The sequence below is a fragment of the Aliirhizobium smilacinae genome, from assembly GCF_006335145.1.
Taxonomy (GTDB): domain Bacteria; phylum Pseudomonadota; class Alphaproteobacteria; order Rhizobiales; family Rhizobiaceae; genus Neorhizobium; species Neorhizobium smilacinae.
The window spans coordinates 15,960-36,563 of the sequence record NZ_VDMN01000002.1 but is presented as its reverse complement, the minus strand read 5'-3'; the positions used below and the strand labels follow the sequence as shown (position 1 = coordinate 36,563).

Annotated in this window: 18 protein-coding genes and 3 pseudogenes; 15 read left to right on the top strand and 6 right to left on the bottom strand. The window is 59.8% G+C overall.

What is annotated here, in order from left to right:
* Positions 1–14: 14 nt before the first annotated feature.
* Positions 15–1,454: an MFS transporter gene (locus FHP24_RS11000; protein ID WP_139676257.1), complete on the bottom strand. Its 1,440-nt coding sequence runs from the start codon at positions 1,452–1,454 to the stop codon at positions 15–17.
* Positions 1,455–1,587: 133 nt separating this feature from the next.
* On the opposite strand from FHP24_RS11000, the gene FHP24_RS10995 reads away from it, so the two are divergent.
* The 7 genes from FHP24_RS10995 (at position 1,588) to FHP24_RS10965 (ending at position 6,988) form a co-directional block, all read left to right on the top strand.
* Complete coding sequence (locus tag FHP24_RS10995; protein ID WP_139676256.1) at positions 1,588–2,481, top strand: LysR family transcriptional regulator; 894 nt, start codon at positions 1,588–1,590, stop codon at positions 2,479–2,481.
* A gap of 120 nt (positions 2,482–2,601) precedes the next feature.
* Positions 2,602–3,687 carry an alpha/beta hydrolase gene (locus FHP24_RS10990; protein WP_139676255.1) on the top strand — a complete coding sequence of 362 codons (1,086 nt, stop codon included), beginning with the start codon at positions 2,602–2,604 and terminating at the stop codon, positions 3,685–3,687.
* A gap of 38 nt (positions 3,688–3,725) precedes the next feature.
* The gene (locus tag FHP24_RS10985) at positions 3,726–4,829 is read left to right on the top strand and encodes an alpha/beta hydrolase (protein ID WP_139676254.1); all 1,104 of its coding nucleotides are present in this window, start codon (positions 3,726–3,728) and stop codon (positions 4,827–4,829) included.
* 140 nt (positions 4,830–4,969) lie between these two features.
* Complete coding sequence (locus tag FHP24_RS10980; protein ID WP_139676253.1) at positions 4,970–5,311, top strand: carboxymuconolactone decarboxylase family protein; 342 nt, start codon at positions 4,970–4,972, stop codon at positions 5,309–5,311.
* A 38-nt stretch (positions 5,312–5,349) separates the two neighbouring features.
* On the top strand, positions 5,350–5,820 hold the full coding sequence (locus FHP24_RS10975; protein WP_139676252.1) for a (R)-mandelonitrile lyase: 471 nt from the start codon (positions 5,350–5,352) through the stop codon (positions 5,818–5,820).
* 32 nt (positions 5,821–5,852) lie between these two features.
* A complete protein-coding gene (locus tag FHP24_RS10970; protein ID WP_139676251.1) occupies positions 5,853–6,326 on the top strand; it encodes a cytochrome P460 family protein in 474 nt (157 codons plus the stop codon).
* Positions 6,323–6,988: a DUF4405 domain-containing protein gene (locus FHP24_RS10965; RefSeq protein ID WP_139676250.1), complete on the top strand. Its 666-nt coding sequence runs from the start codon at positions 6,323–6,325 to the stop codon at positions 6,986–6,988. Before FHP24_RS10970 ends, FHP24_RS10965 begins: the two co-directional genes overlap by 4 nt.
* Before the next feature lie 707 nt (positions 6,989–7,695).
* On the opposite strand, the pseudogene FHP24_RS10960 reads toward FHP24_RS10965, so the two are convergent.
* Positions 7,696–8,244 (bottom strand): annotated as a pseudogene (locus FHP24_RS10960) (hypothetical protein); the annotation flags it as partial.
* Positions 8,245–8,466: 222 nt separating this feature from the next.
* On the opposite strand from FHP24_RS10960, the gene FHP24_RS10955 reads away from it, so the two are divergent.
* A complete protein-coding gene (locus FHP24_RS10955; protein WP_139676249.1) occupies positions 8,467–8,799 on the top strand; it encodes a helix-turn-helix domain-containing protein in 333 nt (110 codons plus the stop codon).
* Positions 8,792–10,045, top strand: a complete 1,254-nt coding sequence (locus FHP24_RS10950; protein ID WP_139676248.1) for a type II toxin-antitoxin system HipA family toxin — start codon at positions 8,792–8,794, stop codon at positions 10,043–10,045. Before FHP24_RS10955 ends, FHP24_RS10950 begins: the two co-directional genes overlap by 8 nt.
* Before the next feature lie 114 nt (positions 10,046–10,159).
* Here the strand turns inward: FHP24_RS10950 and FHP24_RS29420 are convergent.
* A pseudogene (locus FHP24_RS29420) lies at positions 10,160–10,540 on the bottom strand (helix-turn-helix domain-containing protein).
* 205 nt (positions 10,541–10,745) lie between these two features.
* On the opposite strand from FHP24_RS29420, the gene FHP24_RS10940 reads away from it, so the two are divergent.
* Positions 10,746–12,341 (top strand): ABC-F family ATP-binding cassette domain-containing protein, encoded by a 1,596-nt coding sequence (locus FHP24_RS10940; protein ID WP_139676247.1) that lies wholly within the window; start codon positions 10,746–10,748, stop codon positions 12,339–12,341.
* A 54-nt stretch (positions 12,342–12,395) separates the two neighbouring features.
* On the opposite strand, the gene FHP24_RS10935 is transcribed toward FHP24_RS10940, so the two are convergent.
* Together FHP24_RS10935 and FHP24_RS10930 are read right to left on the bottom strand one after the other, a co-directional pair.
* Entirely contained in the window at positions 12,396–13,154 is a 759-nt protein-coding gene (locus FHP24_RS10935; RefSeq protein WP_139676246.1) for an alpha/beta hydrolase, read from the bottom strand.
* A gap of 41 nt (positions 13,155–13,195) precedes the next feature.
* Positions 13,196–14,964 (bottom strand): annotated as a pseudogene (locus FHP24_RS10930) (cytochrome c biogenesis protein DipZ).
* Between the two features lie 347 nt (positions 14,965–15,311).
* On the opposite strand from FHP24_RS10930, the gene FHP24_RS10925 reads away from it, so the two are divergent.
* The 5 genes from FHP24_RS10925 to FHP24_RS28715 all read left to right on the top strand — a co-directional run bounded on the left by FHP24_RS10925 (position 15,312) and on the right by FHP24_RS28715 (position 19,311).
* On the top strand, positions 15,312–16,370 hold the full coding sequence (locus FHP24_RS10925) for an alpha/beta fold hydrolase (protein WP_139676245.1): 1,059 nt from the start codon (positions 15,312–15,314) through the stop codon (positions 16,368–16,370).
* Positions 16,371–16,494: 124 nt separating this feature from the next.
* A complete protein-coding gene (locus FHP24_RS10920; protein ID WP_139676244.1) occupies positions 16,495–17,235 on the top strand; it encodes a response regulator in 741 nt (246 codons plus the stop codon).
* Positions 17,232–18,563, top strand: coding sequence for a sensor histidine kinase (locus FHP24_RS10915; RefSeq protein ID WP_139676243.1), 1,332 nt, complete (start codon positions 17,232–17,234; stop codon positions 18,561–18,563). The genes FHP24_RS10920 and FHP24_RS10915 overlap by 4 nt, the downstream gene beginning before the upstream one ends.
* Before the next feature lie 194 nt (positions 18,564–18,757).
* Positions 18,758–19,174: an organic hydroperoxide resistance protein gene (locus FHP24_RS10910; protein ID WP_139676242.1), complete on the top strand. Its 417-nt coding sequence runs from the start codon at positions 18,758–18,760 to the stop codon at positions 19,172–19,174.
* On the top strand, positions 19,171–19,311 hold the full coding sequence (locus FHP24_RS28715; RefSeq protein WP_180355970.1) for a hypothetical protein: 141 nt from the start codon (positions 19,171–19,173) through the stop codon (positions 19,309–19,311). Before FHP24_RS10910 ends, FHP24_RS28715 begins: the two co-directional genes overlap by 4 nt.
* Positions 19,312–19,773: 462 nt before the next feature.
* Here FHP24_RS28715 and FHP24_RS10905 read toward each other — a convergent pair whose 3' ends face one another.
* Positions 19,774–20,580: an N-acetyltransferase gene (locus FHP24_RS10905; protein ID WP_139676241.1), complete on the bottom strand. Its 807-nt coding sequence runs from the start codon at positions 20,578–20,580 to the stop codon at positions 19,774–19,776.
* Between the last annotated feature and the right edge of the window lie 24 nt (positions 20,581–20,604).

Here is a 20,604-nt window from a genome sequence, read left to right as displayed (position 1 = left end):
TCAGTCATCCTTGATTACGCCGCGCTCTTCACGGGCGCGGGTTCTGTTTGGTTAACGTCCTGCCGGCGGGCCGCTGGGACGATGGTCATGAGGGCGATCAGAAGGGCGAGTACGACCAACACCGTTCCGGCATCGAATGCGCGCGAGACGCGGTAGGCGGTAAGGTCGGCTCCGCTCAGGCCCGCTGATCCGATGGCCGCTACCGCGATGAGGATGCTGAGACCGACCGAACTTCCCATCTGATGGGCGACGTTCACCGCACCGGAGGCGGCACCTGCGTCGTCTCGGGCGACACGGGCAACACCTGAGGACGTGAGGGGGCTGAGTGTCAGTCCCTGGCTGATCCCGATCAGCACCATCGGCAGTGCCACGGCGGTCCAGTAGCCTGAGCCGACACCCGCGCGGCTCAACCAGGCCATGGCGACGATGCCGATGATCATTCCGACGATGAGGATCGTGTTGCGGCCAAAGCGGCGGATAAGGCGTGGTACGAGGATCGCGATCGGGACATGCAGCATCGTCGCCGGAACAAACGCCAGACCCGTCACCGCCGGACGGAAGCCTGCGACTTCCTGCAGATACAGCGTCGTGAAGAAAAAGAAGCCGACCATTGCGCCGAGATAGAGGACCCGTGCTGCATAGGCTCCGGACCGCTCGATATCCGAAAACAGGCGAAGCGGCAGAATGGGCTGCTTTGCTCGCCATTCGATCTGCACGAAAGCGGCAAGCAATACGGCTGCGGCGATCAGGGTTACGATGGTGATTCCGTCCCATCCCGATTGCGCCGAGCGGATGAAGCCATAGACAAGCGTGCTCATACCCATAGTCGATGTGATTGCACCCGGGATGTCGAACGTGCCGGGACGTCTGTTCGTTTCCGGGATGTAGACACGTGCCGCGAGGATCATGGCGACACCAATCGGCAGGTTGATGAGAAAGCCGACCCGCCACGAGAGCCAGTCCGCCAGCAGCCCGCCAACGATCAGTCCGACGGTCGCCGAGACACCAGCCGCGGCACTGTAGAGCGAAACGGCGCGGACGCGTTCCTCGCCTTCGTCGAAGTTTGTCTGCAGGAGTGCCAGCGTCGAAGGTGCGAGGACGGCGGAGCCCAGTCCCTGGATGGCACGCCAGGACAGCATCCAAGCAGATGATTGCGACGCGCCGATGGCGATCGAGGCGAGCGTGAAGATCGCCATGCCGACGATGAACATGCGGCGGCGGCCGAGGAGGTCGCCTGCGCGTGCGCCCAGAAGCAAGAGGCCGCCGAAGGTGAGTGTGTAGGCGCTTTGCACCCAGGCAAGGCTCGCGTCGGTAAACCCGAGTTCTTGATGGATTTTAGGCAGCCCAGTTAGCACCACGGAAATGTCGAGCACGATCATCACATAGCTGATCAGGATGATCGAAAGGATGGCGCTCTTGTTCGGGGAGGCGGTTGCATTTGGGCCGATCGGCATATCGTGTTCCGTTCAAGGTCGACCATGCCGTCCTCCACGACGGGGCCTCTGTTTCGTTGGACACAAGATATGCCTTGCCGACCCTTCGGATTAGGGGCAGTAATCAGCATGAAGCTATAAGGATTCCTAATGAATGCCGCAGGAGAATTTCAACGATTTGGTCGCCTTCCTGATGGTGGCGCGCGAGGAGAGCTTTACGAAAGCTGCGGTCAAATTGGGCGTATCTCAGTCAGCGCTCAGCCAGACGGTTCGCGGTCTTGAGGAGCGACTGGGTCTCCGGCTTCTGACAAGGACGACACGGCGGGTATCGCCGACGGCGGCAGGCGAACGTCTTCTCAAGACGGCTGGTCCGCGGTTCGAGGAAATCCAGGCGGAGCTGACGGCGCTTAGCGAAATGCGGGACAAGCCCGCCGGGACTGTGCGGATCACCGCGGGCGAGCATGCCGCGATCTCCGTTCTAGCTCCGGCGCTTGATAAATTTCTGCCGGACAACCCGGATGTGAAGGTCGAAATCACGGTGGACTACGGGCTCACGGATATCGTGGCAGAGCGCTATGATGCCGGCGTGCGTCTGGGGGAACAGGTCGCCAAGGACATGATAGCCGTGAAGATCGGTCCCGAGATGCGCATGGCGGTCGTGGGCGCTCCCTCCTATTTCCGGCAGAACCCGTGGCCCGAAAAGCCCGAAGACCTGACTGGACACAACTGCATCCAGATCAGGATGCCGACCCACGGCAATATCCTCTCATGGGAGTTCGAGAAGGACGGGCACGAACTCAGGGTAAGGGTAGAGGGACAACTGGTATTCAACAACATAGCGATGCGGATGGATGCTGCAAAAAGGGGGCTAGGTCTCGCCTACATGCCCGACGACCATGTTGCCGAGCAGATCGCCCGGGGCGAGTTAGTTCGGGTGTTGGAAGACTGGTGCGCGCCTTTTCCCGGTTATCATCTCTATTACCCGAACCGACGACACGCATCTCCTGCCTTCGCGCTTGTCGTCGAGGCTCTCAGGTATCGTGGATAACGCGCTAATCAACCGTCTGTGATTGATAAGGCAGGCTAATGGCCTCAATCGGAAATAGGTATCTAATCACCTGAGTGCCGCTCGGTTAGCTTTCTCCCAACTTAATGTTGTGAGATCGATATGCCCCGCACACTTGCCAAAGCCTTCTCCGTCTTAGCGTTCTCGACCGCAATCGCGATCTCCGGTGTTGCTCAGGCACAGTCGGCGACGAAGCCAGAAGCGCTCGCCATCCAGGAACAGGGCAGCTTCGCCGTCGGCGGAACCGTCTCCAAGACCGCGGGCACCTATAACAACAACGCACCGACAGCCGAAGGACAGTCGCTTCACGGCGACCACGCCTACGTTTTCTATCAGGTCCCCCAGAACCCGAAGCCCCTCCCGATTATCATGCTGCACGGGGCCTTCCAGTCGGCCAGAAGCTGGGAGACGACACCTGACGGTCGCGAGGGTTTCCAGAACATCTTTCTGCGCAAGGGCTTCTCCACCTATCTCGTCGATCAGCCGCGCCGCGGCCGCGCAGGCAATTCCACCATTGCGGCCACGATCGAACCCACACCCTATGATCAGCTTTTCTTCGACCAGTTCCGACTCGGAAAATGGCCCGACTACTTCCAGAACGTCCAGTTTGATCGCAGTCCCGAAGCGCTCGACCAGTTTTTCCGTTCGGTCACTCCGAACACCGGACCTTACGATGCCAAGGTCATCTCCGATGCGATGTCGGCCCTGTTCGACAAGACCGGACCCGGCATCCTTTTCACCCATTCGCAGGCGGGCGGTCCTGGCTGGCTGACGGCGATCAAGAATCCGAACGTCAAGGGCATCGTCGCGCTTGAACCCGGTAGCGGGTTCATCTTTCCGGAAGGCGAAGTTCCTGCCGACATGCCAAGTGCCGCCGGCACGCTGAAGGGAGAGGCAGTCCCCGTCGCCGACTTCGAGAAGCTGACCAAGCTGCCGATCGTCATCTACTACGACGACAATTTCCCGGTCGAACCGACGACCGACCGTGGTCAGGACAACTGGCGGGTTCGCCTTTCGATGGCCAAGCTCTGGGTCGAGGCCGTCAACAAGCACGGCGGCGACGCGACGCTCGTCCACCTGCCGGAGATCGGCATCAAGGGCGGCACCCACTTCCTGATGTCGGATCTGAATAATGGCGAGATCGCCGACCAGGTATCCAAATTCCTCGCCGACAAGAAGCTCGACTGAATCATTGGCGCTAGCCCGTACAGACAAGGAGCCAGACGATGGCTGACGAAATCATCAACACAAGAAGACGCGAGTTCCTCGGAGCGTCCGCGCTCGTCGTCTCCGGTGCAATCTTAGGAGTGTCAACAATGACGACCAAGGCCGTCGCCGCCGACTACAAGCAGAACCCGTTCACCCTCGTTTATGACGGTGCCATCACCAAGAATGAGCCGGGCAAAGTCAATATCCATCCGGTGAAGTATGAGCTGAACGGCCTCGATATCGTCGCCAACGTCTACACCCCGGCCGACTACGATCCGGCGAAGAAGTATCCTACGCTTGTGCTGGCGCATCCGAACGGCGGGGTGAAGGAGCAGACGACCGGTCTTTATGCCCAGCGTCTGGCGGAACGCGGCTTCATCACCATCACGGCCGACGCTGCCTATCAGGGCGGAAGCGGTGGTGCGCCGCGCAGCACCGACAAGCCGCAGTTCCGCATCGAGGACATTCACGGAATGGCAGACTTCATCAGCCAGTTCCCCGGTGTCGATACGGCCCGTCTCGGCCTGTTCGGCATTTGCGGCGGGGGCGGTTATTCGCTCGCGGCTGCAAAGAGCGACAAGCGCTTCAAGGCGGTAGCGACGCTCAGCATGTTCAATTCCGGACGCGTCCGCCGCAGCGGCTTCCAGGACAGTCAGATGGATACGATCCAGCAGCGCCTTCAGCAGGCTTCCGCGGCACGTGCCCAGGAAGCGGCCGGCGGCGAGGTTCTTTATTCCGGAGACGCCAACCTCACCGATGCTCAGATCGCCGCGTTGCCGTTCGATCTCTATCGCGAAGGCTACGAGTATTATTGGCGCACCCATGCCCACCCTGGCTCGACGTTCAGGTACACGACGAGCAGTCTCATGGACCTGATGCGGTGGGATGCGACCGACGAGATCGCGCTCATCGACGTGCCGCTGCTGATGATCGCCGGCAGCGCCGCCGATACCCTCTACATGACGGAAGACGCATTCCCCAAGGCAACCGGGACCAAGGACAAGGAACTCTTCAAGATCGAGGGTGCCAAGCACATCGAGACTTATTGGGTGCCGGAATACGTCGACGTAGCCCTCGGCAAATTGAAACCATTCTTCGATCGATACCTCGCTTCGGCGTGAGGGCAATCCCAGGCGGGTGCGCTCGGCGCCCGCTGCCACGAACGTCGCAAGATGCGCATCGAGAGGAAACAGACGTGAAGAAAATCATCCCGGGAATCCTGGCCGTATCGTTCTGCCTCGGAGCCGGATTGGAGTCCAGCATGGCACAGACACCAACATCGAACCTTGATTCCGCCAAGTCGCGGACACAGCAACTGATGGGCGATATCGCGCCGAAGCTGGCGGAACTGACCGACGATGTCCTTTACACCGACGTCTGGGAGCGCCCACAGCTTTCTCAACGGGATCGCAGCCTCGTGACGGTCACGGCGCTGATTGCCCTCAATCGTCCGGATCAGCTTCGTTCGCATCTCGTACGCGCCAAGGCCAACGGGCTGACGGAGGAACAGCTCGTCGAAACGATCACTCATATGGCGTTCTATTCCGGCTGGCCTAGCGCGGTCTCGGCCGTGGTGATCGCAAAGGAAGTCTTTGCTGAGTAGCTCAGAAAAGTCCTCCGGCTCCCGATGACAGGTGATCAATGAACATGAAGACCGCAATTACTGTAGCTCTTTCCCTTGGTGCGTCCGCCGCGCTTGCCGAAGCCGATAAGGGTGTGTCGGTGACGCGGGCAGGGACGCATGCATCGACGGCTGGTCCATCGAACAACTTCACCGGAGCCGTCCGGGTCGGCTCCCGCTTCTCGGCGACGGCGCCTGCCACAGTCAGTGGAGGGACCGTGACGTTTGAACCGGGTGCGCGCACCGCGTGGCACACACATCCTCTCGGCCAGACGCTGATCGTCACGGCTGGCGTCGGCCTCGTCCAGCACTGGGATGGCGCAGTTCAGGAAATCCGGCCGGGCGACATCGCGTGGATTCCGCCGGGCGTAAAGCACTGGCACGGGGCGACCGAAACTACGGGCATGTCCCACATCGCCATCTCCGAGACGCTCGACGGCAAGTCGGTCGAGTGGATGGAACAGGTTACCGACGAACAATACACGCGCTAACCCTAGGTGAGGCGCCGAACGAAGAGGTTTCGATGAAGAAAATAATCGGCGCAATTGGCGGTGCGATGCTTGCAGGGCTGACGGTCCTGTTTGCTGGCATGCAGGTCCATGCAGAACCGACGCGCGCGACGATGCCGGACATCGACAAGCTGGTTCACTACACTACGGTGACGCGCGGTGAAGTCACCGAGCACATCATGACGACCCGCGAGGCGATCGAAGCTGTCAAAGCTGGAAAACCGATCCCGAACGGCACTCATGTCGCGCTGGTCGATTACCGCGACGGCAAGGTGTTCCGCTACTTCATCATGGAGAAGGGTGAGAACTGGGGGCAGGACTATGCCGAGAACCGCCGTACAGCCGACTGGCAGTTCCAATGGTTCAAGCCGGATGGCACCATCAACACCGCCGAGAACACTGCTCGCTGTCAGAGCTGTCACATGTCCCGGTCTGATAGGGATTTCCTGTACACGTTCAACGAGATGCGGCGGTTCGAATTCGAATGAACCTGTTCCGCATCCGTCTTCTGCTCGATTTTCTGGCTGTCGCCCTCGTCATCGCGTGCCTTGCCTACTGGTGGCTGGACAATCTGTCCCACGAACTGTTCGGTACGGCTCTTCTGGCACTCGTTATCGTGCACAACGTCTTCAACAGGCGCTGGTACGGCGGCGTGGCCAAGCGCAGGATGGACGCGGCTCGCATCGTCAATCTCGTCACCATCGTCGGTCTTGCCATCGGCATGGCGGTCATGTTGGTGACGAGCTTCCTGGTCTCTCGGGACCTGTTTCCATTCACGGCTCTGAGCGGTGCTTTTGCTGTTCGCGAGATCCATATGTTTGCAGGGTACTGGGTATTGCTGATCATCGCGGTGCATCTGGGAACACGATGGGGCGTGGTGATGAATACTGTCAGTTCGTTTTTGGGTCTCACCTCACGTAACGCCGCCCGCATCATCGGACTCCGCGCAGCGGTAATTGGGACTGCGCTTTGGGGTGTGAAAAGTTCTTTTGAAATGGCGTTCGGTGCCAAGCTGATGCTGACCTACTCGCTCGACATGTGGGATTTCAACGAAAGCACTTTTGGCTTTTTCATCAACTACGCATCGATCGTCGGCCTGTACGCCGCCGCTACACATTATGGGCTGATAATGGTCAGACGCGCATGTTGAAGTCACAAAAGCGGCTGTTTTCTGTTCCACGCTTTAGGTCAACCTACCCGAAGCCTCGGGTATCATTACGATCAATTGAGACCAAAATGGCTTTTTCTGGATTTCAAATATCTGTGGGTGCGGCTTTGGCATTTATCGTCAGCGTTGGCTGGGTTGTCCACTGCTGAGTAGCAAAGCTTGTTCTCTACTGATCGCAGACAGCGGTAATCGGTTGAAGCACCCTCTCCCATCGCGCCTGTCCGAAAGTCTGCATGTGAGCAACGGTTCCTGGCAGTCAAACTCGTTGCGAACGCCGAGCATTTCGTAAGTGGGAAATGACGGGCTCACAGTTGAAATTCCTTCAAGACCCGGGACGAAGATGCTCGGCCTGGATGCAGCATGGTCTGGGCGTCCGGGCCGAGCATCTCATCCGATCTTAGGCAGCTTCCCAAACCTGATTGAGGATCTTGGCGGCCAGTGCGGCCTTGTCTTGCGGTAGGAAGCGACCATAGTGCTGTTGCACGACATCCGGTGTATCCTGAATAGCATACCTCGCCTGCTCGTAGGATCCGGTCTGCTTCAAGTGCCTAGAGACGAGCCGCTTGGTTTTCTAAAGACTGCCCCTGGTTCCGAAACACCGAACCAATACCGATAAGGACGGGCTGATCGTACCCCACGTCCTTCATTGCCGCTTCAAGCGAGCCTAAGACGCCAGACCATCGCTTTTCGGTCTCGCCGAACCGCCGCATGTGATAGGTCAACGCGTCCTGAAAGCTCGCTGGATCTTCTGTCGCCTCGAAAAGCGGCACGGGGTAGGGGCTGATCGGCTTCGGTGCAGGTCCAGGCCGTGTCGGCGCAGACAGGTCAAAGGAACCGTCGGCCGCTGTGCGTTGCGGCTTTCTGGTCGAGGATATGGAAGCTCCCTTCTTGACGGGCACCGTTTTGCGCGGGCTAACTGTCGGCTTTGGTGGCCGTCGTCCTTCGGCTGCCGGTGGAGCGCCGAGCCATCGGATGATTGCATCCAGGCCTGGCTGGAGTTGCTTTTTCAATTCTAGCGTCAGCTCGGCTTCGATCCCACATGCCTGACCAATCGTCGTCCAGTCGATATGGCCATTCAGGAGCGGTGGCGATTTCCGGTAGATGATCAAACTGACTAGGTAAGGCTGGATATTCTCCAGCACCCGCCTGGATGCGATTGGCGCGATACGCAACTCGCAGAATTCGGATATCTTTCGCTGAAAATGACGTGATGAAATGTCGTTTTTGGTCATGCTCATTCCGTTTCTCTCGGCGCCAATGCCGAGGGCGAGCGGAAATAGGGTGTCGCATTTAATAAAATCATACCTGTTGCTGTGCGGATTAGGACGTCAACTATTGTGGTCGGCGCCTCGCGACAGTGAGCCCTTGGGGGCTCATTCTGGACTAGGAGATATGTAAGCAGATCATTTTGATAGCGAAACGCTTGACAAAAGAGCCGCATACATTTCCTTTAAGAAAAAATGATCTGCCTGGGTGTCAATGTGAACGATTTGTCAAAACCTCTGTTGGAAATTGGTAGCCTGTTAAAGGCGGCTCGCAAGGACCTGCAACTCACACAGGAGCAGGTTGCCGATATGGCGGGCATCTCGCGCCCGAGGTATCGCGAAATCGAGGTCGGGAGCGCTGCTGCCCGCGTTACGACATTGATCAACATCGCGCGCGCGCTTGGTCTGGAACTGATGCTCATCCCGAAAGCGATCACCCCGGCAGTCAATGCTCTCCTAAAGCCTCATGATGACTATGATGATCTGCCAGCCTTTGCTGTCAGCTCGGAGAGCGACGATCATGACTGATGTTCCGGTTCATCCGAAGTCCATTTCGTCTCTCGAGGTATTCCTAAATGATCGGAAAATTGGGACGATCGTGAGGACCCCTGGCGACTTTAACGCATTCAGCTTCGAGGACAGCTATCGTGCGACTGGCGGGTTCCCTGTGCTCAGCCTGTCTTTTCGTTCAGCCACCGGTGGTCTCCGCAAAGATCCGAAGCCAATAGCCAGAGCACTGCCTGCGTTCTTTGCCAATCTTCTGCCGGAAGACAAGCTGCGCGAAGCGATGGAGAAGCACCACGCAGGCAGTGTCCGGGCCGGAAACGACTTCGATCTCCTTGTCGCGCTTGGTTCGGATCTGCCCGGAGCCGTTCGTGTCGCGCCGAGCGTAGGCGCTGTTGCTTCTGTCGATGCGCGTTCGCGCGCCAGACCAAAAGCCCGATTTTCTCTGGCAGGTGTCCAGATGAAGCTCTCTGTCATCAAGAACACAGGCAAGGGTGGAGGACTGACCATCCCGCTCGGCGACGAGCAGGGTTCGTACATTGCCAAGTTCCCCTCGACATCTTTCCCCGGCGTCTCCGAGAACGAATACGCTCAACTCGCCTTGGCCGAAGCCATCGGGATGGACGTGCCGGAGCGCGAACTTGTCGAACAAGCAGATTTTGAGGGCATTCCGGAAGAATTTGCGACGCTGTCAGATGGCAAAGTCCTATTGGTCAAGCGGTTCGATCGTGAGGCCAACGGTGAGCGTATCCACATGGAGGATTTCGCCCAGGTATTTGGTATCTATCCTTCCCGAAAATACGAAGGGGCGGCGTATCATGACATCGCCAGAGCGCTCGCAATCGCGGTCTCAACGGCGACCTCGCTCGAATTCGTACGACGGCTGGCTTTCGCTGTCATGACTGGTAACGGCGATATGCATCTCAAAAACTGGTCAGTGACCTACGGTGGTGTGGGCGACAAACCAGCGATCGCCCCAGTTTACGACGTACTATCAACAATCCCGTATGTTCCAGCTGACGCAATGGCACTTTCGCTTGCTGGCGAGCGCTCATTCAAGGCGATGAATGCTCAGAGATGGAAAGCATTCGCCAATCGGGCACAATTGCCGGAAGCTGCAGTCCTCAGAGCGGTGACCGAAATTGTGGGCCAGGTCGACAGGTTTTGGTGGTCCTTACCAGAACGGGCTTATGTTCCCCAAAAAGTGCTGGAACGCATCGACGGGCACGTCAAGGCGATGATGCCAATCCTTGGCACATGCGCTGAGTAGGCCGGCTTCGCACCGCTAGAATCGTCCTGCGAGGGTATCCACCAGAAAATCATGAATCGGTGCCAACTGGGGCGTTGGTTCTGATCCAATCAAGACCAGACAAGGTGCAACAAGCTACTCCACCGCGACGGTGGTAATGCGAAACCGCTGGGCATCCACGCCAGGCGACTCGCCGAATGCCCGTCGATACTCGCGATTGAACTGCGAGGCGCTTTCATAGCCAGTTTCGAAGCCGATCGAAGCCACGCTTTGCTGCTACGGGAGCAGCTTCGTGCGAGCATAGATTAGGCGGACGCGTTTCTGATATTGGATTGGCGTCATCGATGTGGCGCGGCGGAAATGCCGATGAAAAGATGTGACGCTCATACCGGCTCGCGACGCGAGATCTTCAATTTGGATCGGCCTGGCATAATTCTGCTTGAGCCATTCATAGCGGTAACCACCCTCGGGATTGGCCCGCCAGGCCGATCTGGCGGATGCTCGAAAAGAGTGCAGATCGTTACTGAAAAGGGCGGCGGCAGTAGGCCGTAAAACGTCGATTGGTGTCGTTGCTGCGTAGGGTGGGCATGCCTCATTGCCTTGAAAGTTCCATTTTAAAGCGCTAAGTCTCTTTTGTCAGCAGTACCAACAGGATGATCGACAATGGATTTCAACCCGATCGCAACGCCACTTTGCCTTGCCATACGGGAAAACCTTGTCCATGCCGCATTCCGTTACTCTCTCCAATCTGTCCTGGTCCACGCCTGACGGTCGTCCGCTCTTCTCCGATCTGAATATCGTCTTCGGCCCCGAACGAGCTGGGCTCGTCGGTCGCAACGGTGTCGGCAAGACGACGCTTCTGAACTTGATCGCAGGTGACTTGTCGCCGGCGTCGGGATCCGTGGCGGCGCCCGCAGGCATCCACATCCTGCGCCAGAGTGTACAGGTCGCGGAAGGGGACACCGTCGCCGATCTCTTCGGTGTCCGTCATGCGCTGGCGCTGATCGAGCGCGCACAGGCAGGCACGGCAACGCTCGAGGAACTGGCTGATATCGACTGGATGCTGGAGCCGGATATCGAGGCGGCGCTGGCGCGTTTTGGCCTCTCCATTCCTTTGTCGACGTCGCTTGCGCAGCTTTCCGGCGGCCAGCGTACCCGTGCCGCGCTGGCTGCCCAGATCTATCACGCACCCGATTTCCTGATCCTCGACGAGCCGACCAACAACCTCGATCGGGACGGGCGGGCGGCGGTGATCGAGCTTCTCGCTGGCTGGCGACAGGGCGCGATGGTCGTCAGCCACGATCGGGAGATTCTGGAAAATGTCGATGCGATCATAGAGCTGACATCGCTCGGCATCAGCCGTTATGGCGGAAACTGGAGCCATTACCGGGAACGCAAGGCTCTTGAGCTTGACACTGCCCGGCATGATCTGGCCGACGCACAGAAGCGGCTCGGCGAGGTCGAGCGCAAGGCACAGGAGACGATGGAGCGGCAAGCGCGCCGCGATGGCGCAGGAAAAAGAAAAGCGGCAGAGGGCGGCATGCCGCGAATTTCGGCCGGCGGCCGCGCCATGCGTGCGGAGCAGACGGGTGGAGAGAAGGCCGCGGCTGCAGGCCGAATGGCGGGAGAGAAGAGGGCCGATGTGTCTGCTGCCCGCGACCGCCTGGAGGTCCTCGATCCCTTCAAGGTTTCGCTGCCATCCACGGGTATTGTAGCGTCGAGGACGGTGCTGCGGGTGGACAAGGTGACGGCGGGTTATGCGAGCGATGCCCCAGTCCTCTCCGATATTTCGCTGACAATGACTGGTCCCGAGCGGTTTGCCGTCATCGGTTCCAACGGCACGGGCAAGACGACGCTACTGTCCGTCATCACCGGAGGTTTGGCGCCGTTTTCAGGCTCCGTCAGGGTCGAGGTGCCATGCGCCTTTCTCGACCAGAAGGTCAGCCTGCTTCAGCCGCAGCTGTCGATCCGGGACAATTTCATGCGGCTCAATCCCGGAGCCAGCGAAAATGCCTGCCGGGCGGCTCTCGCCCGTTTCATGTTTCGTGGCGATGCCGGCCTCAGGCAAGTGAGACAATTGTCGGGTGGGCAGATGTTGCGCGCCGGCCTGGCCTGCGTCCTTGGGGGAGAAAGGCCGCCGCAACTGCTTATTCTCGACGAACCGACCAATCACCTCGATCTTGACTCCATCGCCGCCGTTGAGGCGGGGCTTGTGGCCTATGACGGTGCGCTTCTGGTGGTCAGCCACGACGAGGCTTTCCTCAAGGCCATCGGCATCACCCGGCGTTTTCTGCTTGGCGCGCCGCTCGGAGCGTAACAAAAGCCGCGCCCAAAAAGGCGCGGCTCAGTTTGATGGGAGATCTGTGGGTCCTTACTGTGAAAGGGCTCTTGCGGCCTTTTCGATCACATCGGCAACTTTTTCGGGCTGAGAGGCGAAAACGGCGTGGCTTGCCGCAATCTCGGTCACGTCGCTGCTCGCACGTCTGGCCATATCGCGTTCGAGATCGGAATTGATCGAACGGTCATGAGTAGCGACGACCGTCCAGCTCTTGCGCGTCTTCCAGGCCGGCTCGCTGATCTTCGCTGCGAAGGCCTGCTTGGCGGCGAAGACCTGCGATCTGGCGAGAAATTCGGCGTCCTTCTTCGGAAGGTCGCCGGCAAAGTCACCCGCGAATGCCGCGGGGTCCAGATAGAGATATTTCCCGTCCTTCGTTTCGCGGATGTTCATTCCGCCGGCAGGCTTGGAGCTTGCCAGATCGAACAGGCTCTCCCCTTTGTCAGGCTGGAAGGCAGCCACATAAACGAGGCCAGCGACATGGGGATTGTTGCCCGCCTCGGTGATGACCATGCCGCCATAGCTGTGGCCGACGAGGAGCGACGGCCCATCCTGCAGGTCCAGCACGCGGTTGGTGGCGGCGACATCGTCGGCAAGAGAGGTGATCGGCTCCTGCACGATGGTGACGTTGAAGCCGCGGTCGACGAGGATTTCGGTTGCCTTGCGCCAGCCGGAGCCATCGGCAAGGGCGCCATGCACGATGACGATGTTCTTCACCTCCGCAGCCTGTGCGGCGAAGGCGATGACGCTGGTGGCAAATGCGATTGCTGCCATGGAGATAAAACGGCGGTTCATGTCGTGATCCTTTGTTGTCTGAATAATTGAGGGATAAGAGCTCAGCCGAAGGTGAAGGCGTAGGCCTGCACGCCCGGATCGAGGAAACGGATGCTGAAGGTTCTGGGCGTGACGTCGCCGGACTGACGGACGAGCTGGTAGAGGCGGGTGGATGTGACCGTGCCATTGCCGTCGGCATCGGTATCCGTGCCGTGATCGGCGCCGGGCGCATGGCCGTCGATCGTCACCTGGAAACGGACCGGCTTTCCCGAGCCGTCCGGCCCCAGCACGAGATGCAGGTCGCGGGCGCTGAACCGGTAGGTGATGGCGCCGTCGCTCTTGTCGAGGGTCGCTTCTTCCGCGCCGACAGTCCAGTTGCCGGAGAGGCCCCATTCGTTCAGGCCCGGTCGGTCGATCGAATAGGTACCGGAAGAGCCGGGACGAAGGCCTTCGTTCGAGGCAAAGCCGGTGGCCTGCCGGTAACCGATATAGGTCTCGCCGGAGCGGATATCCTTCAGGTCGGCGCTGGCTTCTGCGCCTTTTGCCTCAGGCTTGACGGGCGCAGTGGTGGCGACGTCGCTGCCGACTTCTCGCAGCAGATCCTGTATCGCCTGTTCGGTCCGGCCATAATTGCCTTCGCCAAAATGGTGGTAGCGGATATTGCCCTTGGCATCGATCAGATAGCTGGCCGGCCAGTAGCTGTTATTGAAGGCACGCCAGATCCTGTAATCATTGTCGATGGCGACGGGATAACCGATCTTGAAGTCGGAGATTGCCTTTTTGACATTGTCGATCTTTTTCTCGAAGGCAAATTCCGGTGCATGCACGCCGATGACCACCAGACCCTGATCTTTGTATTTCTCGGCCCACGCGCGGACATAGGGGATGGTGCGGATGCAGTTGATGCAGGAATAGGTCCAGAAATCGACGAGCACGACCTTGCCCTTCAGGGCCTCCGCGGAAAGCGGCGGCGAGTTCAGCCATTCCACGGCGCCCCCCAGTGAAGGTGCGCGTCCTTCGACGGGAAGGTCTGCATGAAACGGCTTGCCGTTATCGTCGGGCAGGGAATTGTCGGCGCTCGCGAGTTCCATGCCGCCCGCATCCGGCCGGGCGTTGAAACGATCGAGAATGGCCTCTTCGAAGGAAGAGGTGCTGGCATAGGAATGCCGGGCCAGCGCGCCGGTATCGAAGCCGAGTGCGATGACGCCGACGCTGGCGATGACGGCTGCGCCGACGAACTGGCGAATACGCTCGCTGACACCCAGGGACCGTTTCAAAGTCGCAAAAATCCGGCCACCGACGCAGAGCGCAAGGGCAAGCGAAGTCGCCGCTCCTGCTGCATAGGCGCCAAGCAGAACCGTTGTCTCGATATTGGCGCCCTGCAGGGCGGCGCCGGTCAGCACGAGACCAAGGATCGGCCCGGCGCAGGGCGCCCAGAGCAGGCCGGTGGCAATGCCGAGGACAAATGAGCCCGCAGCCGAAGGCACGCTGCCGGGCCGGCCGGCGGCATTCATCAGGCGATTGCCGAGCCCGACGACGGGCTGGCTCAGAGTATTGGCGATGCGCGGCGAGATGAGGCCGACGCCGAAAAGGGCTAGAAGCAGCAGGGCGGCAAGCCGTCGTATTCATTTGCCTGGATTGCCCAGCTGCCTCCGATCGCGGCAAGCGTCGCGACAAGCGCGAATGTGCCGGCCATGCCGATTAGCATGGGCAGGGTGCTGCGCAGGAACGGCTGTCCCGCGCGGGCAAAGACAAAGGGAAGGATCGGCAGGATACAGGGGCTCAGAATGGTGAGCGCCCCTCCGAGATAGGCAATGACGAGAAGCGTCATGATCGTGTCCTCTGAAGCCCGGGGGGTAAAAACTGTGGAGACTGGTGCAGCCGACACGGGCGCGATCGGCAACTGCGCCAATCTGGTCGGGCGCAGGTATCGCTGATGTGTCCGGCTTCAGGGAGAAGTGTATCGGAGTGTAGCGGGGGCTCGCGCCGCTACAGAGTGAAACAATCGGGCACCAATCCTGTCGTCGGCGGCAAGGCTGGCGGCCCCCTTTTGTATCGAACTGTATCTCCGGATGCCGCTGCTACATTCCCATGCATTTGCGATGGTCACCGGACATATCGACGATACATGCGGACTGTTTTCTGGCCACCGTCATCAACACGGACCGGAGAAAATCCATGACCGACACGTTTCAGCTTCAGCGCCGCCGCTTCTTTGGCCTTGCTGCCATGACCGTCGCAGCCGTAGAACTCGGCGCCACGTCGCTTGCAAATGCGCAATCGCCCTCTCCCGCAGCAAGGCCTCCCGGTGGCTCGAACGGAAAGCCGGGCGGCCATACGGCTTTTGCGGCCCTGAAGCAGATCGATGCCGGTGTGCTCAATGTAGGCTATGCCGAGGCCGGCCCGGCAGGTGGCCCCGCCATCCTGCTCTTGCATGGCTGGCCCTATGACATCTACAGCTATGTCGATGTTGCGCCGATCCTCGCCGAGGCCGGCTATCGGGTCATCATTCCCTATCTGCGCGGCTATGGCACGACACGGTTTCTCTCGTCCGAAACGCCGCGCAATGGCCAGCAGGCGGCGCTCGCGGTCGACATGATCGCGCTCCTGGATGCGCTCAAGATCGAGACCGCTATCGTTGCCGGCTATGACTGGGGTGCGCGCACGGCGGATATCATGGCCGTGCTCTGGCCGCATCGCTGCAAGGGGTTGGTTTCCGTCAGCGGCTTTCTGATCGGCAGCCAGGAAGCCAATCGCAAGCCTCTGCCGCCGAAGGCCGAGCTTGCCTGGTGGTACCAGTTCTATTTCGCCACCGAACGCGGCCGCGCCGGTTACGCCGCACATACCCATGATTTTGCCCGGCTCATCTGGCAGACGGCGTCGCCGACCTGGAAATTCGACGACGAGACCTTCAACCGCTCGGCAAGCGCATTCGACAATCCCGACCATGTCGATATCACCATCAATAATTATCGATGGAGGCTCGGACTGGCAAAGGGCGAAGCCAAGTACGATGCCTATGAGGCCCGCCTTGCCAAGGGGCCCAACGTCACCATTCCGAGCATCACCATGGAGGGTGATGCCAACGGCGCGCCGCATCCGGATCCTTCCGCCTATGCCTCCAAGTTTTCTGGGCCTTACGAACATCGCACGATTGCCGGCGGTATCGGCCACAACCTGCCGCAGGAGGCACCGGCCGAATTCGCCCGTGCGGTGCTGGACGTCGCGAAATTCTGAGCGCAGCGAATTTCCGCATGCAACAGGTCGCCGCGAGCCATTTCCCGGCTTCGCGGCGACCGCGTCCGGCGTTACATGATACTGGTTCGACGCACGACAAATACAGAGGATGCGAAAACCCGAAATGGAGCATATCGACCACATCCTGATCGTCGACGACGATCGCGAGATCCGTGAACTGGTGTCGAGCTATCTGAAGAGGAACGGCCTGCGCACCAGCGTCGCGGCCGATGGCCGGCAGATGCGCAGCTTCCTGGATGCCAATGCGGTCGATCTGATCGTGCTCGACGTGATGATGCCCGGCGATGACGGGCTGGTTCTCTGCCGGGAACTGCAGGCCGGCAAGCACAAGGCAACGCCGGTCTTGATGCTGACCGCCCGCGACGACGAGATGGACCGTGTCATCGGGTTGGAAATGGGTGCGGATGACTATCTGCCTAAACCCTTTGCGGCGCGCGAGCTTCTGGCCCGCATCAAGGCCGTCCTCCGGCGCACGAGAATGCTGCCGCCAAACCTGCAGATCAGCGAGGCGGGCCAGATTCTGACCTTCGGAACATGGCGCCTCGATACCGTCGGCCGGCATCTGCTCGATCCCGAGGGCACGGAAATTGCCCTCAGCGGCGCGGAATATCGGCTCCTCCGCGTCTTCATCGACCATCCACAGCGTGTTCTCAACCGCGACCAGCTCTTGAACCTGACGCAGGGCCGCGATGCGGAATTGTTCGACCGTTCGATAGATCTTCTCGTCAGCCGCGTTCGCCAGCGGCTGGGCGACGACGCGCGCGAACCGACCTATATCAAAACGGTACGTGCGGAAGGCTATGTCTTTGCGGTGCCGGTGGAAATTTCGGAGCCCAGGACATGACGGAACCGGCGGCGGACAAGGCGGGCCGGCATTTCGCCTTCTGGCCGGGCACCCTGCGCGCGCGCCTGTTTCTCATCCTCTTTTCGGGCCTTGCGATTGCCTACGGCCTTTCCTTCAGCATCCTGTTTTTCGAGCGTTACACGTCCGCCAAGGCCGTGATGCTCGGTACGCTCGAAAGCGACCTTGCAACCTCGATTGCGGTGATTGACCGGCTGCCGGCGGCAGAACGCCCAGCATGGCTCGATCGCCTCAGCCGTGGCAACTATCGGCTGGAGCTTGGAACCGGTGTCCCGGGTGTTCCCGACATGTCGGGGCGTGGAGCCGAGATCGCCGCCCGGATCGAGGACGCCGCGGGGCAAAAATTCCCGCTGACGGTACAAGCCATTCCCGGCGAGAACGGCAGGCTGCAGGGACATCTGACGCTTTCCGATGGTTCCCCGCTGACGATCGACGTTACACCGCGGGGTGTCATGCCGCTGGCCAGCTGGCTGCCTTATGTCTTTGCCGTGCAGATGCTGCTGCTCGTCCTCTGCACCTGGCTCGTCGTGCGTCAGGCATTCCGGCCGCTTGGCGATCTCGCCGCCGCCGCCGATGCGCTTGATCCGAATGCGAGGGGCAAGCCGATCAGCGAGACCGGTCCCCGCGAAGTGGCGCATGCAGCGCGGGCGTTCAACGCCATGCGCGACCGGATCGCCCATCATCTCGAGGAGCGGGTTCAGATCCTCGCGGCCATTTCCCACGATCTCCAGACGCCGATCGCCCGCATGCGGCTGCGCGTCGATATGGCTGACGAAAGCCCGGAACGTGACAAGCTGGTCAGCGACCTGCGCGAGATCGAAATGCTTGTAAAGGATGGGATCGCCTATGCGCGAAGTTCGCATGGCAATGGCGAGAAGACGTCGCGCATCGACCTTTCGTCCTTCGTCGACAGTATCGCTTACGACTATCAGGATACCGGAAAGGCAGTCATGGTCATCGGCCCCGTAAACGGCACGATCTCGACCAAGCCGCATGCGCTGCGACGCATCCTGACGAATGCCATCGACAATGCGATCAAATTTGCCGGCGCGGCTGAGCTTGCCGTTGAGCGCAGGGCGGCAGGCGAGATTGTGCTGACCGTACTGGATCGAGGCCCGGGCATACCGGATGAAAAGCTGGAGGCTGCCATGCAGCCATTCGTGCGGGTGGAACAATCCCGCAATCGGGACACCGGCGGCACAGGGCTCGGGCTTGCGATTGCACAGCAGCTGGCGACGACTCTCGGCGGCAATGTTCGCCTCTATAATCGCAGCGGCGGCGGGTTAGCCGTCGAAATCACCTTGCGATGACAGCCGCCAGCGCCACTCGGTGCGCTGGCTTTCCCTGTTGTCCCTACTGCTTTGGCCGCGGTGCCATTGCTACCGTTTGATACACTTCACCGGCTTTCCTGAAACAGCACAGATACTCCCGTGGGCGATAACTCCTCCTGTCAGCGAATGGCGCTGGCTCAAGAGACTTTGCTTGAGATACGAGGAGCATCCCCATGACGAAGGTCGATAATGTTCTCTATACCGGACGGGCCCATACCACGGGCGGCCGCGAAGGCTTTGCGCGCAGTGATGACGCGGCGCTGGAAATCAAGCTGTCTCCTCCCGGCAGCGGACGGCCGGGCACGAACCCCGAGCAGCTCTTTGCCGCCGGTTGGTCGGCCTGCTTCATCGGCGCCATGACCCGCGCCGCCGGCAAGCGGCAGCAGCGACTGCCAGCAGATGTCGCGGTCGACGCGGAAGTGGATCTCGGGACGACAGAGGGCGAGTTCTTTCTCCAGGCACGCCTGAATGTCAGCCTGCCGGGCATGGATCGGGAAACCGCGCGAGCCATCATTCATGATGCTCATCAGATTTGCCCTTATTCGAAGGCGACGCGCGGCAATATCGCTGTGGAGCTCAATCTCGCATGACGCTCGGCCGCCTTCTGACAAAAAGGCTAACGGTCGCCTTCTTCATTTTGACCGTGCTGATGACGCCTTGCCTTCTCAAGGCAACGTCGAACGAGCCTTCCGTCATCAGCGTCATCGCGGCCACCCTCACAAAGTGAGGGGGCATCTCAACCTGTCATATTTGCCTTGGGGAGCCATCGGCCATCCCCATGATGCAGGTCTGTCCGCATCAGGCCTGCATCATGCAAGCGGTTGCGAAACACGACGTCAGAGAGATTGGGCGGCGGTGTCCCCGTCCTGCGCGACAGCTTGCGATATATGCTCTGTGTGCGGCAGGCGGCCAATCAGCTCCGGCAAGGATTTGTCCTCCTTCATCATGCTGACCCATCGAGAGCTAGCCTTGGCACAACCGCTTGCAGTACGTCCGGGACCTTTTACAGCGAAGAGTGTGTCGGCACATCATATCAGTAAAGTTTCAATGGCTTAATCTATCACAGGCGCAGGCCAATGGTTCATACCCGCTTAAGACCAAGACCAAGACGATGACAATCGCGCAGTCCGCCCTTAGGCCTGTTTACTTCGTAGAGATACAAGTTGATGCGCGCCGGTCAGCCGATCGTTCATAAAATGAAGTTGCTGCGGTTATAGCAATGCACGAAGCCCATTTTCGCCAGGTTGGCATTCGAGATGTTCACCTTTTCCGGCGAGGGGGCTTCGGTCTCGACCACAATGTTCGACACGCCCTGAACCGCGCCTTCTTGCAGGCGCGCGTGAATGAGCGCTTTCTGCGCACCGCGGTTTCGAAAGCTCGGAACGGTCGTTCCCCCGCCGAGCCAGGCAAAGGATCCCGAAGCGAACATGGCTCCGGTTCCAACCGGTATCTCTCCGTCCAGGGCGAAGAAACATGACCATCCGTCTCTTCTGACGATTGAGGACCATAAAGCCGCGAGGTTTTCCGGAAAGCCAAACCCGGCGCACATCATCGCTCCGAACAACTCGGCTTCATCCCGCCGAACTTTTCGCGTTTTAACATCTCCCGATGGCGGCAGTGAGCCTGCAGACGCATCTCGCCTCAGCTTTGCCCATCCGGGGCCATAGGCGCGCAATCCTTTCGCCTCGATCCAGTGTCTCAGCTCGTCGGATGCGGCATCCATATTAATCTGCAGGAACCTGTTTCCAGCCTTGTTGCTCATCCAGGCATAGGCTTCGTCGAGGTCTTCCGGCACACCGACACCGAGGATGCGGTTGAGGCCGATGGCAGGCGCGCGCGGAAGTGAGATCGCGCATCCGCCATGGATGGAAATACAATCGAATTGCTCCTCACCCGGCAATCGCTGACGGGCGGCCTGATACAGATCGATAAAAGCCTTGGCCTCGATGGCATCTTCATTTGCCGAGCGGGGAACATCGGAAGGATAAGGATCCAAGAAAATACTCCTGAGTCGGAAACC